Source organism: Candidatus Agathobaculum pullicola (assembly GCF_052117205.1).
GTDB lineage: Bacteria > Bacillota > Clostridia > Oscillospirales > Butyricicoccaceae > Agathobaculum > Agathobaculum pullicola.
Genome location: NZ_JBQKJP010000001.1, coordinates 18,507 through 37,602, shown reverse-complemented (window position 1 = coordinate 37,602; position 19,096 = coordinate 18,507). Strand labels below are relative to the sequence as shown.

26 protein-coding genes are annotated in these 19,096 nt (G+C 59.6%); all 26 read left to right on the top strand.

Annotated features, from left to right (window positions below):
- Window positions 1-10: 10 nt before the first annotated feature.
- Window positions 11-286 (top strand): hypothetical protein, encoded by a 276-nt coding sequence (locus ACTQ3V_RS00240; RefSeq protein WP_441465750.1) that lies wholly within the window; start codon window positions 11-13, stop codon window positions 284-286.
- Window positions 280-501, top strand: coding sequence for a hypothetical protein (locus ACTQ3V_RS00235; RefSeq protein ID WP_441465749.1), 222 nt, complete (start codon window positions 280-282; stop codon window positions 499-501). Before ACTQ3V_RS00240 ends, ACTQ3V_RS00235 begins: the two co-directional genes overlap by 7 nt.
- On the top strand, window positions 498-1,298 hold the full coding sequence (locus tag ACTQ3V_RS00230) for a ParA family protein (protein ID WP_441465748.1): 801 nt from the start codon (window positions 498-500) through the stop codon (window positions 1,296-1,298). The genes ACTQ3V_RS00235 and ACTQ3V_RS00230 overlap by 4 nt, the downstream gene beginning before the upstream one ends.
- Complete coding sequence (locus tag ACTQ3V_RS00225; RefSeq protein WP_441465747.1) at window positions 1,282-2,829, top strand: ParB/RepB/Spo0J family partition protein; 1,548 nt, start codon at window positions 1,282-1,284, stop codon at window positions 2,827-2,829. Before ACTQ3V_RS00230 ends, ACTQ3V_RS00225 begins: the two co-directional genes overlap by 17 nt.
- Window positions 2,826-3,149, top strand: coding sequence for a hypothetical protein (locus ACTQ3V_RS00220; RefSeq protein ID WP_441465746.1), 324 nt, complete (start codon window positions 2,826-2,828; stop codon window positions 3,147-3,149). Before ACTQ3V_RS00225 ends, ACTQ3V_RS00220 begins: the two co-directional genes overlap by 4 nt.
- On the top strand, window positions 3,146-3,796 hold the full coding sequence (locus ACTQ3V_RS00215) for a hypothetical protein (RefSeq protein WP_441465745.1): 651 nt from the start codon (window positions 3,146-3,148) through the stop codon (window positions 3,794-3,796). Before ACTQ3V_RS00220 ends, ACTQ3V_RS00215 begins: the two co-directional genes overlap by 4 nt.
- Complete coding sequence (locus ACTQ3V_RS00210; RefSeq protein ID WP_297274533.1) at window positions 3,793-4,458, top strand: DNA methyltransferase; 666 nt, start codon at window positions 3,793-3,795, stop codon at window positions 4,456-4,458. Before ACTQ3V_RS00215 ends, ACTQ3V_RS00210 begins: the two co-directional genes overlap by 4 nt.
- Before the next feature lie 160 nt (window positions 4,459-4,618).
- Window positions 4,619-5,467, top strand: a complete 849-nt coding sequence (locus tag ACTQ3V_RS00205) for a rolling circle replication-associated protein (RefSeq protein WP_441465744.1) — start codon at window positions 4,619-4,621, stop codon at window positions 5,465-5,467.
- A gap of 240 nt (window positions 5,468-5,707) precedes the next feature.
- A complete protein-coding gene (locus ACTQ3V_RS00200; protein WP_441465743.1) occupies window positions 5,708-5,917 on the top strand; it encodes a hypothetical protein in 210 nt (69 codons plus the stop codon).
- Window positions 5,907-6,281, top strand: coding sequence for a DUF8602 domain-containing protein (locus ACTQ3V_RS00195; RefSeq protein WP_441465742.1), 375 nt, complete (start codon window positions 5,907-5,909; stop codon window positions 6,279-6,281). Before ACTQ3V_RS00200 ends, ACTQ3V_RS00195 begins: the two co-directional genes overlap by 11 nt.
- A 212-nt stretch (window positions 6,282-6,493) precedes the next feature.
- Window positions 6,494-7,750, top strand: coding sequence for a site-specific DNA-methyltransferase (locus ACTQ3V_RS00190; protein ID WP_441465741.1), 1,257 nt, complete (start codon window positions 6,494-6,496; stop codon window positions 7,748-7,750).
- Window positions 7,725-8,219 carry a phage terminase small subunit P27 family gene (locus tag ACTQ3V_RS00185; RefSeq protein WP_441465740.1) on the top strand — a complete coding sequence of 165 codons (495 nt, stop codon included), beginning with the start codon at window positions 7,725-7,727 and terminating at the stop codon, window positions 8,217-8,219. Before ACTQ3V_RS00190 ends, ACTQ3V_RS00185 begins: the two co-directional genes overlap by 26 nt.
- Window positions 8,216-8,434 carry a hypothetical protein gene (locus tag ACTQ3V_RS00180; RefSeq protein WP_441465739.1) on the top strand — a complete coding sequence of 73 codons (219 nt, stop codon included), beginning with the start codon at window positions 8,216-8,218 and terminating at the stop codon, window positions 8,432-8,434. The genes ACTQ3V_RS00185 and ACTQ3V_RS00180 overlap by 4 nt, the downstream gene beginning before the upstream one ends.
- 4 nt (window positions 8,435-8,438) lie before the next feature.
- A complete protein-coding gene (locus ACTQ3V_RS00175) occupies window positions 8,439-8,591 on the top strand; it encodes a hypothetical protein (protein ID WP_441465738.1) in 153 nt (50 codons plus the stop codon).
- A gap of 139 nt (window positions 8,592-8,730) precedes the next feature.
- Entirely contained in the window at window positions 8,731-10,398 is a 1,668-nt protein-coding gene (locus ACTQ3V_RS00170; RefSeq protein WP_441465737.1) for a terminase large subunit, read from the top strand.
- Window positions 10,392-10,580 carry a hypothetical protein gene (locus tag ACTQ3V_RS00165; RefSeq protein WP_441465736.1) on the top strand — a complete coding sequence of 63 codons (189 nt, stop codon included), beginning with the start codon at window positions 10,392-10,394 and terminating at the stop codon, window positions 10,578-10,580. The genes ACTQ3V_RS00170 and ACTQ3V_RS00165 overlap by 7 nt, the downstream gene beginning before the upstream one ends.
- Entirely contained in the window at window positions 10,577-11,800 is a 1,224-nt protein-coding gene (locus ACTQ3V_RS00160) for a phage portal protein (RefSeq protein ID WP_441465735.1), read from the top strand. The genes ACTQ3V_RS00165 and ACTQ3V_RS00160 overlap by 4 nt, the downstream gene beginning before the upstream one ends.
- Complete coding sequence (locus ACTQ3V_RS00155; RefSeq protein ID WP_441465734.1) at window positions 11,801-12,538, top strand: Clp protease ClpP; 738 nt, start codon at window positions 11,801-11,803, stop codon at window positions 12,536-12,538.
- Between the two features lie 30 nt (window positions 12,539-12,568).
- Window positions 12,569-13,831 (top strand): phage major capsid protein, encoded by a 1,263-nt coding sequence (locus ACTQ3V_RS00150; protein ID WP_441465733.1) that lies wholly within the window; start codon window positions 12,569-12,571, stop codon window positions 13,829-13,831.
- A gap of 18 nt (window positions 13,832-13,849) precedes the next feature.
- Entirely contained in the window at window positions 13,850-14,260 is a 411-nt protein-coding gene (locus tag ACTQ3V_RS00145) for a hypothetical protein (protein WP_441465732.1), read from the top strand.
- Window positions 14,257-14,589: a head-tail connector protein gene (locus ACTQ3V_RS00140; protein ID WP_441465862.1), complete on the top strand. Its 333-nt coding sequence runs from the start codon at window positions 14,257-14,259 to the stop codon at window positions 14,587-14,589. Before ACTQ3V_RS00145 ends, ACTQ3V_RS00140 begins: the two co-directional genes overlap by 4 nt.
- Window positions 14,570-14,929 carry a head-tail adaptor protein gene (locus ACTQ3V_RS00135; RefSeq protein ID WP_441465731.1) on the top strand — a complete coding sequence of 120 codons (360 nt, stop codon included), beginning with the start codon at window positions 14,570-14,572 and terminating at the stop codon, window positions 14,927-14,929. The genes ACTQ3V_RS00140 and ACTQ3V_RS00135 overlap by 20 nt, the downstream gene beginning before the upstream one ends.
- Window positions 14,916-15,359 carry a hypothetical protein gene (locus ACTQ3V_RS00130; RefSeq protein WP_441465730.1) on the top strand — a complete coding sequence of 148 codons (444 nt, stop codon included), beginning with the start codon at window positions 14,916-14,918 and terminating at the stop codon, window positions 15,357-15,359. Before ACTQ3V_RS00135 ends, ACTQ3V_RS00130 begins: the two co-directional genes overlap by 14 nt.
- A 9-nt stretch (window positions 15,360-15,368) precedes the next feature.
- Window positions 15,369-15,803: a phage tail terminator family protein gene (locus ACTQ3V_RS00125; protein ID WP_441465729.1), complete on the top strand. Its 435-nt coding sequence runs from the start codon at window positions 15,369-15,371 to the stop codon at window positions 15,801-15,803.
- Window positions 15,804-16,799, top strand: a complete 996-nt coding sequence (locus ACTQ3V_RS00120) for a phage tail sheath C-terminal domain-containing protein (protein WP_441465728.1) — start codon at window positions 15,804-15,806, stop codon at window positions 16,797-16,799. It begins immediately after the preceding gene.
- The gene (locus ACTQ3V_RS00115) at window positions 16,786-18,927 is read left to right on the top strand and encodes a phage tail family protein (RefSeq protein ID WP_441465727.1); all 2,142 of its coding nucleotides are present in this window, start codon (window positions 16,786-16,788) and stop codon (window positions 18,925-18,927) included. The genes ACTQ3V_RS00120 and ACTQ3V_RS00115 overlap by 14 nt, the downstream gene beginning before the upstream one ends.
- Window positions 18,928-19,096 lie beyond the last annotated feature (169 nt).

Below are 19,096 nucleotides of genomic sequence, written 5' to 3'. Positions count from 1 at the left end.
AGGTATATACATGAGCAAGATGAAAAAGATTCGTCTCTGCCTTGAGGTGCAAGGCCTCGGGCAAGATGATTTGGGCACACCGTTCCCGGCGGGCGTCTGCCTGACGCTGGGCAACGAGGACGCCGAGGAAATGACCGGCGCAGAATACCGAGATTTCATGAAGGAGATCAAGGTGGAAGAAGTGCTGCGGCTGACCTGCCTTGACAAGCTGTACACCCCGGCTGACTGCCGCCTGATAACGCCGGAGGAATACGACCGGGAATATGGGGAGGACGAACCATGCTGAAAGCAGCAGTAATCGGCCCGTTTGTATCCGTCAATGTGGATGCAAAGACGGGAATAGAGTTTGAAGGCGACCTGATCGAGCTGCTCGCCGCGCTCTATAACACATACGGGCGTATTGGGGACGGGAATGTGCTGTTGTCTTGGGTTGGTCGTGTTTGTGCCGACGGGACGGTGCTCGAGACGGCAAAACGGCAGGAAGGCGGTGAAGTCAAATGAAAACCATCAGCATTGTGAATTTGAAAGGCGGCGTCGGCAAAACGGTGACGGCAGTCAACCTCGCGGCGATCCTCGCCACCGAGTACAATGCGCGCGTGCTGCTGATCGACGCGGACCATCAGGGCAACGCCTCGCGGTTTTACCGCATCCCGGCCGAGCCGGGCACGCTGGCCGACCTGTTTGAGGGCATGTGCCTGTGCTATGCCGACCTTATCCAGCACACGATTTACCGCGGGCTGGACGTCATTCCGGCGGACATGTCGCTCGCGGCGCTCGACCTCGACGGCAGCCTGCCGGACGATGTGCAGGGCGGCACGCCGCGCGACCGTGCGCTGCGCGTACTTACCGACCTGCGCGACGCAGTCATCGAGGACGATGCCTATGATTATCTTGTGATCGACTGCCCGCCCGCGTTCTCGGTCGCGTCGATCAGCGCGGTGGCAGCGTCGAGCGATATCGTTATTCCGGTAAAACCGGGCGCGTTCGAGATCGACGGCATGGCCGAGCTGCTGCGCCAGATTGACAGCATCCGGCGCGTCAACGGCGCGGTGCAGGTGGGTGTACTGCTGACCATGTGGCACAACGCGGACGTGGTTCGGCAGGGCGAGGACTGGCTGCGGGAGCACTGTCCCGTGCCGGTGTTCCAGACCCGCATCCGCCGCACGGACAAGGTGGACGAAAGCACGTTTGCGCGTGAGCCGGTCTGCCAGTGGTCGCCGACCTCGGCCGCCGCGCGCGACTACCGCGCGTGGGTACGTGAGTATCTGGGAGGTGGCGCAGATGGCGCGGAAAGTTAACGTCGGCGCGATGGTCGCGCATGATGTGTTCAAATTGGACACGTCCGACATGCAGGTCGTCCAGATCCCGCTGTCGCAGCTGATTGTGAACGAACATAACTTTTTCACAGTCGAGGATGTGCAGGAGTTGGCAGACGATATCGAGCTGAACGGGCTGTACAGCCCGCTGACCGTGTGCGCAGCAGGGGAGGGCAAGTACCGCATTGTTGCCGGACACCGCCGCCGCAAGGCGCTGGAGCTACTGGGACGTAAGGACGCGCCCTGCATCATCAAAAATTACGACGGCGAGGACAGCGAAATGGTCGCGCTGATCCAGTCCAACCTGACCAGCCGCGAGCTGACCTACTACGAAAAGATGGAGGCCGTGATCCGTCTGGAGAAGGCGCTGCGCAGCATGAAGGAGCGCGGCGTAGAATTACCCGGCCGCCTGCGTGACCACCTCGCGGAGCAGACGAATGAGAGCGCGTCCGCCGTCCACCGTATGCAGTACATCCATAAAAATCTGTCGCCCGCGCTGCTGGACGCGCTGCGGCGCGAACAGATCGGCGAGTCGGTCGCGGATGAGCTGGCGCACAGCTCCAAGAAGGTACAAGAGGAGTTCGAGCAGCGGCTCGCACGCGGCGAGACCGTCCGCGCGCAGGACGTCAAGGCCGCGCGAGATAAGCCGACAGTGTCGGACGGCGTGGTCGATGCGTTCCTGCTGCGGCATATTGCCCAAGGACACGAAGCCGCGCTGTACCGCGTTCTGCATGACAGCCAGTTCATGACGGTGAGATGGTTGATAGAGGAAGTCAAGGATGCGCTGGTTTTTCGCGGATACATGGGCGGCGATTCGGAAGGCGTGCAGTATGTCCTCACAATCAGCGGGCTGGAAGTCAAAAAACCGTTTCACGGCAAGTTGTCGTGGTCGCAGATTGTGCAGCGGCTGCGCGGCATGGTGGAGAGCGGCAAGATCGCACCGCCCGAGGAAGATTCCGCGCCCGAGGCGCAGGCGCTGCGCCAGCTGGACAAGCAGATGCAGCAGGCGGTCGCCGAGCCAAAGTCGGAAACGCCGCATATCTCGGAAAGCGAGATCAAAGCGCATGACAAGATCATCGTCACGGGCAAGGAAACGGGTCTGCCGTGTGCGGCGTGGTTTTCGCCTGATGTGCAGCCGCCGGACGGTGCGCGCATCATTGCGCAGGACAAAGACGGGTTTACCGATGAGGGAAAATTCCTCGGCGGCGAAATCGACGATTCGGTAGTGTCGTGGGATGAGGTTGTCCGCTGGACGATCCACCCGGACGATGAGGCGTATACCGAGCCGGTGCAGCAGGCAGCCGCCCCGCAGCCCGCGCCGGTCTGGCACCCGTACCCGGCCGAGAAGCCAGAAGAGGGGCAGAAGGTGTTGGTGAGCAAATCTAACGGCTATCTTTCGGTTTATGTCTATCGTGATGGTAAATGGTGTATGCCTGAGATGCCGGATTGCCCGATGACTATTACGGTGTACTGGTGGTCGGCCGAGCTGCCGCCGGAGGAGGGTAGTAAATGAAGCTGTCCGACTGCACAAAGGCTGACTTACTCTGGATCATCAAAACGATGTGTAAATATGATTTGTCCGACCGCAATCTGCGCCTTGCACTCAGAGATCTGGAATATGAAAAAGAACAGGAGCGGTTTGACCGTGCGGATCAGCTGGTGAAAACCGCACGCGACGCATCCCAGCGGTATATTGAACTGATGAAACTGTATGAGGGTATGCCGCTCACGGATGTACCGATGGACGTTTTGAAACAGGCCGATGCTGCGCTGGCTGAGTCTCGCGCCGCGAATAAGCAGTGGGCGAAGTTGATGGGAGTGAAAATGAAATGAGCCTAAAGCCAATTCTGTTTAACACCGAAATGGTGCGCGCGCTGCTGGAAGGTCGAAAGACGGTTACGCGGCGGGTGGTGAAGCCGCAGCCGGTGCTGGACGGCCATCTTTGGAAACTGGGTGGCGCAGCGTGGAGCGACAGCGTGCTGTCCGTTCCTGTGATGCTTGGGCATAGCCTGTATAATCGCGCGCCATACCAGCCCAGTGACATGCTTTGGGTGCGGGAGACATTTCGAGTTGACTACTTGTCCAATATTGTCGGGAGCGGTCGTGTCCAGTATAAGGCCGATGGTTCGTATGCAGATATTCATTTTTCAGCCGACCGATACGATATGATGCGTCGGGCGCAACGCAAGCCGGGATGGAGGCCGAACGAAAATATGCCCCACGAAGCTGCTCGCATCTTCCTGCGGGTGACCGGTGTGCGGGTTGAGCGTCTGCAAGAGCTGACACTGAAAGATGCCGAGATGGAAGGAATGGACCTAAGAGGGCCGATGTTCACGAAGTTTGTTGAAGTTTGGAATAACGCAGTCCAAAGGCACCCGAACAAATTTAAGAGGCAGCCGTACTACTGGGAGGATAACCCTTGGGTGTGGGTGATCGAGTTAGAGCGGATCAGTAGAGAGGAGGCGAAACCCACTAAATGAACATGGCTTACAATATGGATTGCATGGAGTACATGCGGACATTACCGGACAAGGCGTTTGATTTAGCTTGTGTTGATCCTATGTACGGTATAGGCGAAAATGGTGCAAAGTCTGGAAGCCGTGCAAAGTTAGCCAAACGAATAGATTATAAACCAGTGTGTGATGATCCGCCAACGGAGGAGTATTTTGCGGAGCTCTTTCGTGTGTCAAAACATCAAGTGATTTGGGGAGCAAACCACTTTATAGCTGCATTTGGCAAAAATGCTTCATGTTGGCTTGTGTGGGATAAAAACAATGGCGATACGAATTATGCAGATTGTGAACTTGCATGGACAAGTTTTCCGGGAGCTGTAAGAAAGTTTAAGTATTTGTGGGCTGGAATGCGGCAGGAACGGCAAGGGAAAAATCATCAATTTCGCATCCATCCATGTGAAAAGCCGATTGCGCTGTATGCATGGATATTCAGCCGGTACGCAAAGCCCGGCGACAAAATTCTTGACACGCACCTCGGTAGCGGTTCAAGCCGTATCGCCGCTTATGATGCAGGTCTTGATTTTGTCGGGTGTGAGATTGACTCCGACTATTTCAAGGCGCAGGAAGACCGATTTGCGATATATACGGCTCAAGAGAATTTGTTTTTACAAATGGAGAGAGCGGAATGAAAATGCTGTATTGAAGTGGGCCTGCATGGGTAAATAAAATAATCGCTCTTGACAAATCCGAAATCTGCGGATATTCTGAAAAATCATCAAAACGGGTATAGGAGGCTGCGGCCTCCCTGCACCCGTTTCAACCGGTGTCCAATTTGAACACGGAGGGACAATGAAACGACGAAAAACCATTCGCGCGGGGCGCTTGGTGTGGGATGTGATCTACACCGTACCGCGACCGAACGCAACGCAGCAAGAGCGCAAACGCATCCGCGAGGTGACAGCCGGGCAGATCGCGCAGACCAATTGTAATACAGCGCAGCGCAAGCTGGAGCTGCTGATGGCCGCGAATTTCGAGCCGGACGATTTGGTGTTCTCGCTAACCTATCGGGACGAAGATCTTCCAGCCAGTCCGCAAGTCACCCGGCGGCGGCTCGGCAAGGTGTTCGCCCAGCTGCGCGCCTACCGAAAAGCGCGCGGCTTGCCGGAACTAAAGTACATCTATATCCTCGAAGGGCGGCACGGCGACCACCGGCCGCATGTGCATCTGATCCTCAACGCCATCGGCGGTGACCTTGAACTGATCAAGTCCTTGTGGGTCTGGGGTGATGACATCCAGCTCAACTATATCGAGGAGCGCGGGTATGACGTTTGGGCCGGTTACTTTACCAAGGAGCGGCGGGAGGCCAGTCTCAACGGCAAAAAGCAGTTTGTCGGCAGCCGCAACCTTGCGCGCCCAACCGTTACATATCAATGGGTAGACGATGCGGCAATGATTGACCCGCCGCCCGGCGTGCAGGTGATTGATGACAGCGGCATCAAACGAAATGATTATGCGTCCTGTCGCTATCTCAAGTACATGATGCCGAAGAAGAAACCAAAGAGGGAAAACAATGAAAATCTACGCGCACGCACGCGCGTAGTTGCTGACTTGGAATGGTCTGTAACATATGACAGGGGCATGGAGAAAAAGCTAAAACCACCTCGACAAAATCGAAAAAACGCGTATACTAAAAGATAAGGAGTTGCCAATGATTAAGAACGGTTGGTACTGCTGCCCGTATTGTGGCAAGAAACTTTTCCCGGTTGAACCGGACACCACGGCGCACAATCTGCCGCAACGATGCAAAGCTTGTAAGCGCCAGTTATACGTGAATATTCCACCAGTGCCAAGTGCCAAAGTGCCAAGTGCCGATTGACCAAACCCGGAAATGGGTGTGGTCGGTCGGCGCTTTTTATTTGCCCGAAAGGAGGGCGTGCCATGAAAACTATTGCCGAGATCGCAGACGAGTATGAGCGCAATCTCGTCCCGCTGCGCCAGCGGCGCGACGCTCTCCGGGAACAGGCTAAGGCCGAACCGTGTGCCGAGCTGCGCTGTCGGCTGTGGCACCGTGTTGGCGTGCTGGACGGCATGATCTACGAGGGCGTGTCGGCGATCCGCACCATGCGGGGTGACCGTCGTGGCAAGTAAACCCCTGCGACCGTGCCTGCATCCGGGCTGCACGACGCTGGTGCGCAGCGGCTACTGCGACAAGCACCGCCCGCCAGAATCGGCGCGGCGCAGCGAAAAGAGCCAAAGCTACCGCCGTTGGTACAGCTTGCGCATCTGGACGGATGAGCTTCGGCCCAAACAGCTGGCACGCGAGCCGTTCTGCCGGGACTGTGCCAAGCGCGGCCTGCGGGTGTACGCGACCGACGTTGACCATGTCGAACCGCACGACGGCGACTGGTCGAAGTTTATCGATTCGACCAATCTGCAAAGCCTGTGCCACTCGTGCCACAGTGCCAAAACCATCGCGGAAAGCCGGGCAAAAGCAGCGCGTCGAAAGCGCTGACTGGCTGGACGCTCGGACAGGCGCGGCGCGGGCAGGATGCGCGCGAATCCGGCGGGAAATCCGTGGATTTCCCGAACCTCCCCCCACCCCAAGAAAGTTTCGGGGCAGGGGGCGGAAGACCGCAGGCCCCCCTCCGCGTAAGATTTTTTCCCCACGGACAAAAAACCGTGGTCAACCATTCACCCATAGTGGGTAAAAGCGAGGTGACATACATGCAAACGACAACCAAACTGGAGCTGCTTGACCCATCGGCGCTCATTCCGTCTGCGGGCAATCCGCGGATACATACCCAGCGGCAGATCCGCGAGCTGCGTGCCAGCCTGCGCGAGTTCGGCGTGGTGTCGCCGGTGTTGATTGACCAGGATCACAACATTATCGCGGGACATGCGGTGGTTGAGGCCGCGCTGGCCGAGTGCGTCTCATCTGTTCCGTGCGTCTACGTTGAGCACTTGACGGCCGCGCAGCGCAAGGCATACATGATCGCAGACAACCGGCTGGCGGAAAAGTCCCGCTGGGATGACAACTTGCTGGACGCCTGTCTGCAGGAGCTGTTCGACGCGGGCTTTGATCTGCGCTTGACCGGTTTCGGCGAGTACCGCCTATCCGATGCGCTGGCGCGTGACGCCGCACCCGGAGTCCTCGACGGGGGTTCAGAAATTGACCGGTGCAAGCCGGGCGACCTGTGGCAGCTGGGTACACACCGTCTGCTGTGCGGTGACGCCACCAAGAAGGAGGACATGCAGCGGCTGATGCAGGGCGAGCGGGCGGCGCTGCTGTTGACCGACCCGCCCTATAACGTCGATTACCACGGCGGCACGTCCGAGCATCTGACGATTGCGAACGACAATCTGCCCGCCGAGCGGTTTCGGGCGTTCCTGACCGATGCATTTTGCGCGGCGCGCGACGCGCTGCTGCCGGGCGCGGCGTTCTACATCTGGTATGGTGCGGCCAGCACGCAGGCGTTTCTCGCGGCGTGCGAGACGGCAGGTTTGTCTGTCCATTCCTATCTCGTGTGGGTCAAAAACCAGTTTGTGCTGGGCCGTCAGGACTACAACTGGCAGCATGAGCCGTGTCTCGGCGGTGAGATCAAGGCGGACGACTACGAGCCTTGTCTGTACGGATGGGACGCGCGTGCGTCGCACCGCTGGTACGGTGGAGACGGGCAGGGCACCGTGTTTTTCTGCGAAAAGCCGCAGGAGAGCGCCGAGCACCCGACCATGAAGCCGGTGGAGCTGTTCGCGCGACAGATCCGCAACAGCACGCGCAAGGGCGAGATCGTGCTCGACCCGTTCTGTGGCTCTGGTACATCGGTGCTGGCCGCCGAGACCTACGGCCGCAAGTGCCGGGCGATGGAGCTGTCGCCGCATAACTGCGATGTGATCCTCGGTCGCTGGGAGCAGATGACCGGCCATGCGGCGGTGCTGCTGGAAGGGGGTGCTGCCGATGGCAGGGCCGAGACAGCCGACTGATCTGGTGGTGCTGAATGGCCGCAAGCATCTAACCAAAGCGGAAACCGAGGCGCGGCGTGCGGCTGATGTCAAAGCGCCGAAGCCGAAGGGCAAACGGATAAAGCCCCCGGCCTACCTGCCAGAAAGCCTGCACAAGAAGTTCCGGTCGCTGGCAAAGCAGCTCATTTCAATCGGCATCCTTGCGCAGATCGACTACGACTGTCTGGCGCGCTACCTGCTGGCCGAGCAGGCGTATCTGGCGGTGACCGAGCAGGTCAACCGCGCGATCGCCAATCAGGCGATTTCGCTGCTCGAAGATCTCTCCAAGACGCAGACGCGGTATTTCAACCAGTGCAGCCGCGCGGCAGCCGATCTGGGCTTGACGATTTCCAGCCGCTGCCGTTTGGTTGTACCCAAGCCGCCGGAAGACCCGGCAGATGGCGACCCGATAAACGATATGCTGGGACGGGAAAGGAGACATCAAGCATGACAGATAAGGAATCGGATTTCGCAAAGCTGTCCATTGAGACGACGGGAGCGCGAACCAGCAAGATTATTCTCAATGGGACGGATATTTCGAAGCAGTGCCGCAAGATTGTATTTACACACGAGGCGGGAAAAATCCCGACCGTATCGGTGGAATTGTTGGTGAACGACTGCAACTGCTTGCTGGAGCATCAGTCGCATCCGGTGAAGTTGGTGTAAGCCGATGAGCAAGCAAATCATGTGCAGCCTGTTCTGCCCGATGCTCAACAAGTTCGGCGTGTGCGAAAGCACCATGCGTCGCGTCGAGCAGGTGCGGGAGTGCCCGCATCTCAAGATACGCAAAGCGGTGTCCAAATTGAACACCAACAAAAAGTAATGACAAAAGGAATGACTTTCCGGCGCTGTGACGGGCGGTAAAAACTGCTCGGGTGTTTTCATTTGTCCTTTCGGCGGCTGGGTGAGGTGCGAAACCCTCGCCCGTCCGTCAGAGCGCCGGAGCGGAAGGAGGTGCGCCGATGTTTGACGCCGAGGCGGCGTCGTTTGTCTGTGAATTTATCGAATACCTGACCTGCTCGAACGGCGCGCCGTTCCGGCTTATGGACTGGCAGCGCGACGCCGTCACCGAGTTCTACGGCCAGATGGTCGAGTCCGAGGGCGACGAAATCGACCCCGCGGGGCGGTACATTCGGCGGTATCAGTACCTCTATCTCGAGATTGCCAAGAAAAACGGCAAATCGGAGCTTGCCGCGGCGCTCGGTGTGTATCACCTGTACGCGGACGGCGAGGTAAACGGCGAGGTGTATGTCGTCGCCGCTGACCGCGACAACGCGGGCATCGTGTATTCGGCCGCCAAGTGGATGGTCGAGCACTCGCCCGCGCTCATGAAGCGCAGCCGCATCGTGGACAGCACCAAGACCATTTACGACAAGGTTTCGGGCAGCAAGCTCAAGGTTTTGTCGAGCGAAGCTTACTCCAAGCACGGCTACAAGCCCAGCTGCGTCATCTTCGACGAGCTGCACGCGCAGCCGAACCGCGACCTGTGGGACGTCATGACGTTCGGCGCGGGCGACGCACGCGAGATGCCGGTCTGGATCGTGCTGACGACGGCGGGCGACGACCCCGACCGCAAATCCATCGGTTGGGAGGTCCACGAAAAGGCGCTGTCGATTCTGCGCTGCCGCGAAGGTCGCGCCCGCGAGGGCGATATGGACGACCCGCGCTGGCTGCCGATCATCTACGGGCTGGGCCTCATCGAGGACGAGGACGAACTCAAGAGCATCAACATCTACGACGAGGACTTGTGGCGGCGCTGCAACCCGTCCATCGGCAAGACCGTGAAGCTGTCCACCATCCGCGCCGAAGCGCAGGAAGCCAAGCGCAGCGAAGCCGCCGAGCGGCTGTTCCGCTGGCTGCGGCTCAACCAGTGGATCGCCACGCACACAGTCGGCTGGATTCCGGTCACGATCTACGACAAGACGCAGTGGAACCCGGAGGGCTGCAAGGGCTGGCGCGAAGCGGTGAACCTGCTGCGCGGCAAGAAGTGCTTTGGCGGCGGCGACCTGTCGAAAAGTACCGACCTTACCGCCTTCACGCTGTTGTTCCCGCCGCAGGACGGGCTGGACAAGTGGGTCGCACTGTTCACCGGCTGGATACCGCTGGACGACATCGAAGCGCGCGAGCGCGCCGACCACGCGCCCTACCGGGACTGGGTTCGCGCGGGCTTCATCCGCGGCTGTCCGGGGGACGTGATCGACTACGAGGACGTCATCGACACCATCATGCAGGCGGCCGAAATATACGACCTACGGATCATCGGCTTTGACCCGTGGCTGTCTACTACCATCACACAGCGTTTGGCGTCGCTGATCGCGGGGGCGGGTAAATCCACGCAGATCGTGGAAATCCCGCAGAGCATGAAAAGCATCAGCCCGCCCATGAAGGAGATGGAGCACCTGATCCGCACGCACGAGATGCTGCATGTCCACAACACGGCCGCGCGGCAGTGCTTTGCGAACGTGCGGTGCGATACGGACAGCAACGAGAACATCCACCCGAACAAAAAGCGCAGCCGCGGCCGCATCGACATTACGGTCAGCTGGATTATCGCCTTTGCGACGAGCAAGCTGGACGCTGGCCCCAGCATCAACGAAAAAGTACAAGCGGAGGATTGGAGCCTATGCTGAAACAACTGAAAACCCTGCTTTGGCTGTATCTGGACGACCTGCTGCTGATCGCGGGCGGAACGTGTTTGACTGTTGCGGCGGCGCATGTATGGAGGCCGCTGGGCTGGGCTGCAGCGGGTGCGTTCCTGATCTGGTACGGTCTGCTGGTCGCCCGCGCGGGCGCGGGGAGGTGGCGTAAATGATCGCAAGTCAGGCGGCAGCGGCAAGCAGCGTCACCTACACCGAGCTGGACTACGACGCCATGCTGCGCCGCATCGAGCGTATCTTTTCGCTGGACAACGACGCGCCAGAGATTGCGGTCGCAAACGCCGAGCAGCTTTCCCCGGTTGCGGCGGCGCACCGCATCCTGACCGATTCCATGTCCGTGCTGCCGATCGCGCTGCGGCGCAAGGCAGGCGGTGAGCGGCAGGAGCTGGACACCCGTCACGACCTCGACTATGTGCTGCACTGCCGCATGAACGACGCAATGAGCCCCGCGATGGGCAAAAAAATCCTGATGAGCCAAGCCTTTTGGCACGGTTTGGGCGCGGCCTACATCGAGCGGGACGCGCTCGGCCGCGTGACCGGGCTGTACCCGCTGCAAACGGCGGGCTATCAGTACATGAGGGACAGAGACACCGGCCAGAGCTGGTATGCGTTCACCGTGGACGACATGACGCGCAAATTTCAGCCGGGCGACCTGCTGTTGTGCTTCTTCGAGACCTACGACGGCAAGCACGGTCGCGGCATGCTCGATCTGGCGCGCGAGACCGTCGCCACCGACCGTGCGGCGCAGAAATATCTGCGCAAGTTCTATGCAGGCGGCGGCGCGCTGTCCGGTGTGCTGGAAATCGAATCGGATGCAACACCGCAGACACGGGAAAAGGTGCGCAAGGCATTCCAAAGCTATGCAAGCGATATGGATTCGGTTTACAAAATGGCTGTTGTGGATAAGGGCATGAAGTACACGCCAATCGGCATCAGCCAGAGCGATGCACAGTTTATTGAAAGCCGGGGCTTTTCGGTTGCAGAGGTCGCGCGCTTCACCGGTATCCCGGAATTCATGCTGCAAAGCGGCAAACAAAGCTATAACTCGAACGAGCAGCAGCAGCTCGTGTTCGTGACCAACGCCCTTGTGCCCCATGTGACCATGTGGGAACAGGAGTGGGCGTACAAGCTGTACACGGATAAGGAGCTGCGGGACGGCTGCTACATGCGCTTCAACGTGTCCGCGCTCATGCGCGGCGACGACGCGACGCGCAGCAAATTCTATCAGACGATGGTGTACAGCGGCATTTACAACCTTGACGAGTGCCGCGCGCTGGAGGAGATGAACCCCATGCCGGACGGGCTTGGGCAGAACTTCTTCATCACGAAAAATCTGGACACCGTCGGCCATATCGTGCACGGGGAGGTGAAATGAGTGAGAACACAGATGAACGGCTATGTCGTGCCGGATGACGACGCGGAAACCTACCGCTTTTTCGGCTTTGGCGTGGTGTCGCCCAAAGACGTGCGGCAGGCCATCGCGGACAACCCCGCGGGCGAGACGCTGACGCTCGAAGTAAACTCGGGCGGCGGCAACATGTTCGCCGGATATGAGATCTACACCATTCTCAAGGCGGCAACTATCCCGACCGAGGTGGAGATCCAGTCGCTGGCCGGGTCGGCCATGTCGGTCGCGGCGATCGGCGCGGACGTGGTGCGGGCGTCGCCGGTGGCGCAGTTTATGATCCATCTGCCCAGCCTGCACACCGAGGGCGACAGCACTGAACACAAGCGAAGCCTTGCAGCGCTGAACAGCTTCAAGGCGAGCGTACTGAATGCCTACGAGCTGAAATGCGCGGGCAAAAAGACGCGCAGCGAGCTGGACGCGATGCTGTGCGCGGAAACGTGGCTGCCGGTGCAGGACGCAATCGCGGCGGGCTTTGTCGATGAGGTGCTGTACGATGACGAGGGCGTGATCGCCGCGCAGGCGGTCATGTGCGCGCAGACTGGAATCCGCGCGCTGGCAACGGCGGGCGGCCTGCCGGATATCGCAGAACTTAGGGCACGCCGCGCGGCCATGGAGCCGGGCAAGCCACCCGAGAATACACCGCAGGACAGCGGCGACGCGCTGGCGCTGGCAAAGGCCAAGCTCGCGCTGCTCAAAAATATGTGATGGGGCGGCCGCCCCGGAGAGGAGATACACATGGATTACAGCAAGAAAATCGCGGAACTCAAGGCGCAGAAAGCCGGTTTGGTGACGCAGGCGGACGCTGTGGCCGACGCGGGCAAGCTGGAGGAGCTGACCCAGCTGAATGTCAAGATTTCCGAAGTCAATAACCAGATCGCGGCGGTCGAGCAGCTGCGCGAAGCATCGGGCGATGTGGCGCAGCCCGAAAACAACGGCGCGGCGCAGCCGCAGGATGATAAAAAGACCACGCCCTTTGCATCCCTCGGCGAGCAGCTGCGCGCGGTCATGCTGGCAGCCAAGGGCACGCCGGACAACCGCCTTGCAGCCGTCAACGAGGCGCAGGGCGTGAACACCCAGACCGGTGCGGACGGCGCATTCGCCATTCAGGAGGATTTCGCGGGCACGATCATCGAGACCGCCGCGACCACGGGCGATATTCTGTCCCGCGTGGACAGTTACACGTCGGGTGCGGCGGCCAACGCGGTGCGCTTCATGACCTGCGACGAAACCGACGTGTCTGAGAGCGTGTACGGCGGCGTGCAGGCGTTCTGGGCAAGCGAGGCCGCGACGGTCAATGCCAGCAAGCCCAAGTTCTACGAGACCAAGATCGACCTTGAAAAGCTGATGGCGTTCATCTACATCACGGACGAGGCGCTCGAGGACATGCCGTTTATGTCCGGCCTGCTCAACAACGCCATGGCGACCGCGGCCAACCGTCTGCTCGAGGGCGCGGTGGTGGACGGCGACGGCGTGGGCAAGCCGCTGGGCATCCTGCACGCACCGAACCTCGTGACCGTGGAAAAGGAGAGCGCGCAGGACAAAACGCTGACCTTCCAGAACATTGCGCGCATGTATGGCCGCATCCTGCCGCGCTGCAAGACGAACGCGGTTTGGGTCATGCACCCCGACCTTGCCGAGAAGCTGCCGTTCCTGACGCTGCCGATCGGCACGGGCGGCGTGCCGGTGTACCTGCCGCCCACGGGCGCGACGGGCACGCCGTATGCGACACTGTACGGCAAGCCGATCATTGAGACCGACCACATGGCGGCGGTCGGCAAGAAGGGAGACATCGGTCTGTTTGACCTCAAGCAGTACATGCTGCTGCGCAAGGGCACGGTCAAGCAGGACATGTCCATCCACGTCGAGTTCCTGACCGCGCAGAACTGCTTCCGTTTGCAGTTGCGTGCGGGCGGCGCGCCCAAGGGCAAGAGTGCCGTCAAGCTCAAGAATTCCAAGGTGCTGCGCTCGCCGTTCGTCGTGTTGGAAGACCGTTCGTAAGACAAGGAGGGTATGGATATGACGCAGGAAAGACTGATTTCGCAGCTGGTGAGCGCACCCGCGGAACTTGCACAGAGTGGCAGCGTAACGAGCGCTTACGCCGATATGTGCAACCGCCGTGACTTTACGTTTCTGGTCGCAGTCGGCACGCTGGCGGCGCAAAAGGGCGTGAAGGTAGAGCTGCTGGGTGCGAACGATGCCGAAGGCAGCGAGGCCGAAACGGTTGCGGAGACGACCTACACCGCGGGTTCGGATGGCGAGAGCAGCCGCCTGATCGCGGTACGCGGTCGGGTCACGCCCGACTGGCGGTATATGGCGGTAAAGGTGTCCAATTTGGACACCGGCGCAGCCACGACGGCGGCGGTGCTGCTGGTGTCCGACAGCCTGTTTGTGCCGGACGACAGCGGCATGACCGTCCTGTGGGCATGACGGGCGAGGAACAGGCCGCGCAGGCGCAGGAACGTCTCGCGGCCTGCAAGAAATACATGAAGGTCGATTACGAAGAGGATGACGAGCTGATCGCGGCTTTGATGGACGCGGCAGACCGTTATCTCGCCGGTGCGGGTGTGACAAGAGAGGTCGCGCCCGAGATGTACGACCTGATTGTGCATGATATGACGCTGCGCACTTACGACGGGCGGGACGATGACGCGGCGCAGGCCGCGACCGCACCGCTGATCCGCTCCATGCTGACGCAGCTCAAACTCCGGTGCCAGTATGGAGAGGGGGTAGCGACCGATGGCAGTGCGAGCGGGTGACTTGCGCGAACGGCTGGAGGTCTGGAAGGCCGAGCCGGAGACCGACGAAAACCACGAAACTGACTCTGTCCCCCACAAGTTGCGCACGATCTGGGCGAATGTGATGCCCACTTCCGGGCGCACGGCCGAGCTGCCGGGCGAAACCGAACGTGCGGAGATCACCCATAAGGTGACTATTCGAGCGCCGTCCCTGCCGGAAATCTGCCGCGAGATGTATTTTGTCGTGCGCGGCCAGCGGCTGGACGTGCTGTATTGGTATCCGATCTACAACCGGCGCGGCTGGATGGAGATTTTCTGTCGGCTCACGCAGGGTGAGGTGCAGGCGGATGGCAACGGTTGATACCGAGGATTTGAAGTTTCTGCATCGTGACCTGCTGCGGATACGGGATAAAACGATCGACAAGGGCAAGCCGTTCATCCGCAAGGAGGGCGACAAGCTCAAGCGCCGCGCGGCAAAGCGCGCCAGACGCGAAGTGAAGAAAACCGCAGTGACACGCGAAGAATACAGCCGCGAAGCGGGTCAATATCACAAAAGCTTCAAGCGCGGCAAAGCAATTCGGACAAAGGATGGCCAGTTCCGTACCCGCGTTTATACGGCTGACCGCATCGGCCATCTGATCGAAGATGGCTGGACACCGAAAGACCGCGCAGGCAATCGCCATTCCAAGAAGCAGGGCAAGGAAATCGTGAAAAAAGCGGCGGAGGAGTTTGAGCCGGAGTTCGAGCTGGATGTGATGGACTTCGTGAACAAGCTGCTCGACGACTTTTGAGGTGAACGCATGAAAATCAAAGACATCCGCACGGCGCTCACTGCGCTCATTTTGCCGCTGGTCGAGGGTGCAAAAATCATTCGCACCGACGTGCCCAAGCCCGCCGTGCGGCCATCCTTCAAAATCGACGTGCTGCCGGTCAGTGGCAGCGCGGCCTGCGACGGTGCGCGCGAGTACGAGGCCGACATCGACATCTGGTACTATCCCAAGTCCGGTGACCGTCCGCGCGACGAGTGTGACGCGGTGGCAGAGCAGCTGCTGGACGCGCTGGGCGAGGGCTTCGCGGTCGGTGGCATCTGGCTGCCGATTGACGACATAATTGAGGTGGACACCTCGCAGGGCGTGCTGGTGGCGCAGTTTGGCGTCTCGTGGGTCGAGACCGCCGCCGAGACCGGCGAGCCGATGGAAGAGCTTATCTACAATGGAGAGGAGCTGACAACTTAAATGGCAATCACCATGCCGAAAATCGAGGTGACGTTCCGACAACAGGCGACTTCGCTCATCGCGCGCAGCGCGCGGGGCATCGCCATTCTCATCATCCGGGACGATACCGACAAGGGCTTTACGCATAAACAGTACACCGACCTTGCCGCTTTGCAGGCGGACAAGGCGAAGTACACGACCGAGAACTACAACGCGATCAGCGACATGCTGAGCTTTGCGCCCTACCAGTCGCATGTGTTCAGATTGGACACCGAGGGCACGCTGGGCGACACGCTTTCTGAGATCAGCCGCACGGTCAAGACCGGCTGGCTCGCCATCGCAGGCCAGAGCGCCGAGGACGGTGCGGCGCTGGCCAGCTGGGTCAAGTCGCAGGCGTCCAAGGCCAAGAGCTACAAGTGCATCGTGCACAATATTACGCCGCTGCCGGACGACATGCACGTTGTCCATTTCGTGAATGAAAAGGTCACGTTCACGGACGAGCGCGGCGAGCAGGAGGGCGTCGCCTACCTGCCCAGCCTGCTGGCGATCCTCGCGGTATGCAACGTCGAGCGCGGCTGCACGAACTATCTGTGCAGCAATCTCGCGTCCGTGCAGGAGGTCGAGGACAACGACGCGGCGGTCGGCGCAGGCAAGTTCATCCTGTTTCACGACGAGGAGGGCGCGGTGCGCATCGGTCAGGGCGTAAACTCCCTGACCTCGACCGACGGCAACACAAAAACCGAGGATATGCAGTTCATCGAGACGGTCGAGGCGATGGACCTGATGCGCGACGACATTACCAGCACATTCCGCAGTACCTACCTCGGCAACTACCGCAACACGCGTGACAACCAGATGCTGTTCATTGCGGCGCTCAATTCGTCCTACTTCCGGCAGCTGGCGCAGGAACTGATCCTCGACCCGGACTACTATGAGGAAATGCGTTTGCTGACGGCAGCAGGCGTGGCCACGGCATTCTCGCCGGAAAAGGAGGGCGCGGGCGATGGCGAAAAGTAAGGTTATCAATACTGTCCTGAACCTGCGCGACAACATGTCCGGTGGACTGCTCAAGGCCGCGCGCAATGCCAAAAAGGCGGGCGCGGACATTGACGACAGCATGCTATCTGCCACCCGGCAGGTGGTGGCGTTTAAGAATAAAGCGGTCGACGGCATCAAGAGTTTTGCCAAGACCGCAACGGGTGTCGGCGTCGCGGGTGTCACCGCGCTGACCACAGCTTTTATCGCGCTCGACGGCGCGACCGAGGACTTCCGCGTGAGCCAAGGCAAGCTGCTGACGGCGTTTGCGAATACGGCAACCGGCACACAGGGCGCGCGCACGGCGTATTCCGAGCTGTACAAGATACTGGGAGACAGCGATACCTCAACCGAGGCCGCGCAGGCGCTTTCCACGCTGGCAAAAAGTCAGCAGGACGTGACAAAATGGACGCGCGTTGCCGCTGGTGTGGTCGGCAAGTTTGGCGACGGCATCAGAATCAATAGCTTGTTTCAGGATATCGGTGAAACCACGGTCAGCGGCACGGTAACAGGCGCGCTGGCGGACACTTTGAACTGGCTGAATATCTCAGAGGACGAGTTCAACGAGCTGCTGGAGGCCACCGGCACGACCGCCGAACGCACGACGCTGATTCTGGACACCTTGACAGCTGCTTACGACGGCTATGCGGATGCGTTTTATCAGAATAACACGCAGCTGGTCAAAAACCGCGCGTACCAGACGCAGGTGACGGCCACGATGGCCAAGCTGGGCGAAGTCAGCCAGACTGTGAAAAGCGGCATCCTTGAGATGCTCGGTGCGTCAGAAAGCGGCGGATTCCGCGAGGGCTCGGTATTTGCGATTTTGTCTACACAGGCCGAGCGCCTTTCGGCTTGGGTGCAGTCGGTAGACTTTTCTTCTTTTGCAGCCAAGGTCGATCAGGGCTTTGCGGGTGCGATAGAGACCGTGAGGGGCGTTTTTCAGTGGTTCATGGACAACCGGGAGACTATCACTGCGGTGCTGGTCGGTATCGGGTCGGCGTTCGGTGCAATCAAAATCATGCAATTTGTGTCAGGCGTGGCGAATCTGGTTACGACCATCAAGAGGTTTGCGTTTACGCTTGCCGGGATTGTGGCGACAAATCCGATTTTGCTGGCCATTGCGGCGGGCATTGCGGCCATCGCGGTGGCTGGAGCCCTAATTTATAAGAACTGGGACAAGATCAAGGCAGCTGCGATCACGCTTTGGGGTGTGGTCAAAGAAAAGTTCTTTGCGATCAAGGATGCGGTGCTACAGGCGCTTGCGCCGGTGATCGCGGTCGTTCTGGAGGTTGCCGGGTACATCCGGAGCTTTTTCGTGCGGGCAATCGAGCATATCCAGCCGATTATGCAGACGGTGTTCGGTTTTATCCAGAATACGGTCATCCCGATCGGACAGGGGTTGTTCGAGGTCATCAAGAAGGTCGCAGGGCTTTTTGTCGGTAATCTGGTGGCGGCGTTTCAACTTGCACAGCCAGTAATGGAGATGGTGTTCGGGTTTGTTCGTGATATCGCCGTTCCGGTTTTTGGGATTCTTCTCGAGGTTGGCGGTCGTGTGGCAGGCTTCCTTGTTGACCAACTTTCCGCAGCGTTTAGCTGGGTGCTGGAAAAGATGGAGCCTGTGTTCAGCTTTATTCGGGATACTTTTTTGCCCGGTTTGGGTGATTTTATCGATAAGCTGGGCGAACTGCGGGATTTCCTTGTGGACAAGCTGCTGGGTGCGCTGAATACGGTTAAGGATGTGTTTAACAAGGTCAAAAGCGCGGTCGGCGGTTTGATCGACAAGGTCAAGGAATTCCTCGGTATGGACACGAGTAAAACGGTCAAGCTTTCGACCGAATACGTTGATGGTGACCAGCTCGCGGGCAACGCCCTCGGAACTTCCTACTGGCGCGGCGGCCTGACGCGCGTCAACGAGCGCGGCGGCGAGATTATGAACCTGCCGAGCGGCACGCAAATCATCCCGCACGACATCTCCGCGCGCATGGCGGGCGGGCCGCGGGTGACGGTTAACGTCACGGTCGCGGGCAACGTCATCGGCAACGAGCAGTACGCGGACGAGCTGGGCGAGCGGATCACGGGCAAGCTTCTCCGCGCAATCGAAAACATGTAAAACACAAAAGCCGCCCTGGAGGGCGGCGGATAGACAAAGTACGACAGCGTATGCTATAATCAGGGCGGACGCTGTTACATATAGCGGTCAGACCCACCTTTCCCCAGCGCATTTTACCGCGAGGGGAGGTGGTGCGTATGTGGAAAAAGGCTTTTCAGCTTTTGATGTG